This is a genomic window from Streptomyces sp. NPDC041784 (assembly GCF_055591025.1).
Genome location: NZ_JBVJAB010000083.1, coordinates 1 through 2,698 on the forward strand (window position 1 = coordinate 1; position 2,698 = coordinate 2,698).

Annotated in this window: 3 protein-coding genes; all 3 read left to right on the plus strand. The window is 69.9% G+C overall.

The window, feature by feature from the left end; genetic code table 11:
• On the plus strand, window positions 1-453 hold a 453-nt coding region (locus tag ACZ6D7_RS47455; protein ID WP_469505148.1), incomplete at its 5' end, for a DNA-directed RNA polymerase subunit alpha C-terminal domain-containing protein.
• 210 nt (window positions 454-663) lie between these two features.
• A complete protein-coding gene (locus tag ACZ6D7_RS47460) occupies window positions 664-1,323 on the plus strand; it encodes an MSMEG_1061 family FMN-dependent PPOX-type flavoprotein (protein WP_469505150.1) in 660 nt (219 codons plus the stop codon).
• A gap of 435 nt (window positions 1,324-1,758) precedes the next feature.
• A complete protein-coding gene (locus ACZ6D7_RS47465; RefSeq protein ID WP_469505152.1) occupies window positions 1,759-2,040 on the plus strand; it encodes an SbtR family transcriptional regulator in 282 nt (93 codons plus the stop codon).
• The last annotated feature ends 658 nt before the right edge of the window (window positions 2,041-2,698 follow it).

Consider the following 2,698-nt stretch of genomic DNA (forward strand, 5'->3'; position numbering starts at 1 on the left):
GACAAGCTGATCGTCGACGTCGAGACCAAGCAGGCGATGCGTCCGCGTGACGCCATGGCCTCCGCCGGTAAGACCCTGGTCGAGCTGTTCGGTCTGGCCCGCGAGCTGAACGTCGACGCCGAGGGCATCGACATGGGCCCGTCTCCGGTGGACGCCGCCCTCGCCGCCGATCTGGTAATGCCGATCGAGGAGCTCGACCTCACCGTCCGTTCGTACAACTGCCTCAAGCGCGAGGGCGTCCACTCCGTGGGTGAGCTCGTCGCCCGCTCCGAGGCCGACCTCCTCGACATCCGCAACTTCGGTGCGAAGTCCATCGACGAGGTCAAGGAAAAGCTCGCCGGCATGGGCCTCGGCCTCAAGGACAGCCCGCCCGAATTCAACCCGACCGCCGCTGCGGACACCTTCGGCAACGACGACGTGGACACGGGCTTCGTGGAGACCGAGCAGTACTGAACGCTGCGCTGCGCCGGTCACAGCGACACTTCGCGCACGGGGACAGGAGACCTTCCATGCTGCCCGCCGGGCGGCCTCGACCGCGCCCGCGCCCGCCCGCGCTAACGGGCTGACCTGCGATTGAGCACCAGACAACTCGCGAGGCCGTCTCTCTGTCCCCACACTCACCGACCAAGATCAATCGCAGGTCGGCCCATTAGGGTCGGGGGCATGACGACACCTCTTGCCGGCAGTGCCTTCGACTCGCTCCGCCTCGACGCCGTGCCCGACCAGGAGGCGCTGCGCCGGGCCTACGAACTCCCCAAAGACGCGGCCATGCGCAAGCAGATGACCGAACTCACCGAACAGACCCGGCGGTTGATCGGCTGCTCATCGCTGGTCCTGGTCGCCAGCGCGGACGCGGAGGGCAACTGTGACGTCTCCCCGCGCGGCGGCCCCGCCGGGTTCGTCGCCGTCCTGGACGCCCGGACGGTGGCGATACCGGACGCGACCGGCAACAAGCGTCTGGACACCCTGCAGAACGTCATCGCCACCGGACGGGCCGGGCTGCTGTTCGTCATCCCGGGGCGCACCACGACGCTCAGGGTGAACGGCCGGGCCTGCGTCTCCACCCGCCCGGAGCTGCTGTCGCAGCTGACCGCCGTGGGCAAGCCTCCGGCCAGTGCGCTGGTGCTGGGGATCGAGGAGGTCTACCCGCACTGCCCCAAGTCGCTGCTGCGCAGCGGGGCCTGGAAGCCGGAGCAGTGGCTGCCGGCGGACGCCCAGCCGTCCTCGGCCGAGGTGACGCTGGCCCAGCTGCGGATGCCGGAGCTGACCATCGCCGACATCGAGCAGGCGGAGGCGGACTCACTGAGGTACCGGTACGAGTAGCGGGCCGATGGGTCCGGCGCGCGAGGCAGGCACCCCGTGCCCGCACCGGGCATCACCACCCCATCCGTCAGCCTTCCCGGTCGTGCCGGTCACTGCGGGGCGGCCTTCGCAGAAGGCGGTGGCTGAGCGGGGTGCTGGCACATCGGGCACAGCTGGTGACGTCCGTCGAGTGTGACGACGGTGCCCCATCCCAGACATCTCTCACAGTCGTGGGCCAGGGCAAGATCCGGGTGGGGAGGCGGGGTGCGAGTGCCATCAGCCATGCGCCGGCCAACTTCCTCATGGAGAGCAACAGACCCCATCCAAATTGCCAGGCTTTGCCCGATATAACCGTTACCACCATCACAAACGGCCTCTGCAGAGCTCGACGGCTGGACACGAGCCGAGTGGACCAGGGATCAGGAACAGGCACGCCTGCGGGAGGCTTCCGCGGGTGTGCGATGCCTGCCCGCCAAGATCGGCCTGACGGAGGCGCTCGAAGCCGTCGTGGCCGCGGGCAGGGACCCCTTCGCGCAGAGCCGCGGGCGGGTCGATGAAGCCGTCGGCACGCTGCTGGCGGCAACCGCGGCGGCGGGGGCCACGCGTCCCGAGGTCGAACCGGACGATGTGGTGGTGTCCCTCAGCGGTATCGCCATGGTCGCGCCTGTGATCGAGGACCGCGATCAGGTGAGCCGGGTGCTCGACCTCCTTTACGAGGGAATCCGCACCCGGCCCTGAGCGGCGGCATGGATGAAGATCGGTGAAGTCCACTGATCCTCGCGGTCCGTGCGCCCTGACCCATTCGAGTCGCGGTGGCGCCCGATCATCGGCGAGGCGCTGCGTGTGCGCGAGGACACCGGAACGAGTGCACCGGGCAGCTTCGCTGGGTCAGCGAAGCTGCCGGAGGCACTATTCGGGATGAGCGGCCGCCATGTCGCGCATCGCGGTGCCGATGCTGATCCCGAACAGCCGCATCAGACGGAGGGGATCTGCCCAGCAGCGGGCCTCGTCGAGCATGCGGACCTCGCGTAGTTGCCACAGGGGGAACTCCAGGGAGGGGCATGCTCCCTGGAGGGATTTGAGGGCGACGCTCGGGTGGTGGCGCGGTCTGCTAGAGATCTCTGACGGTGCGGGTTACGTCGGGGCGTGACGGCTGTCGTGGGCTGCGCCATGCCGGGAGGATGAGGTATCCCGACGGCGGTGGATTGACAGCCGAGGAACTCGGTGTTTTACCAGCCCTTCAAGGGCTCGGGGGCCCGGCGGGCTCGGTGGTCTGCCGGCTGGTGGACCCTGCGGACGTGCGGATACGCCGGAGCGGGGGGGGGGGGGGGGGGGGGGGGGGGGGGGGGGGGGGGGGGGGGGGGGGGGGGGGGGGGGGGGGGGGGGGGGGGGGGGA

What these genes read in the sequence shown, in the direction of transcription:
- ACZ6D7_RS47460 (WP_469505150.1), top strand. Translation starts at nt 664, where the DNA reads ATGACGACACCTCTTGCCGGCAGTGCCTTCGACTCGCTCCGCCTCGAC.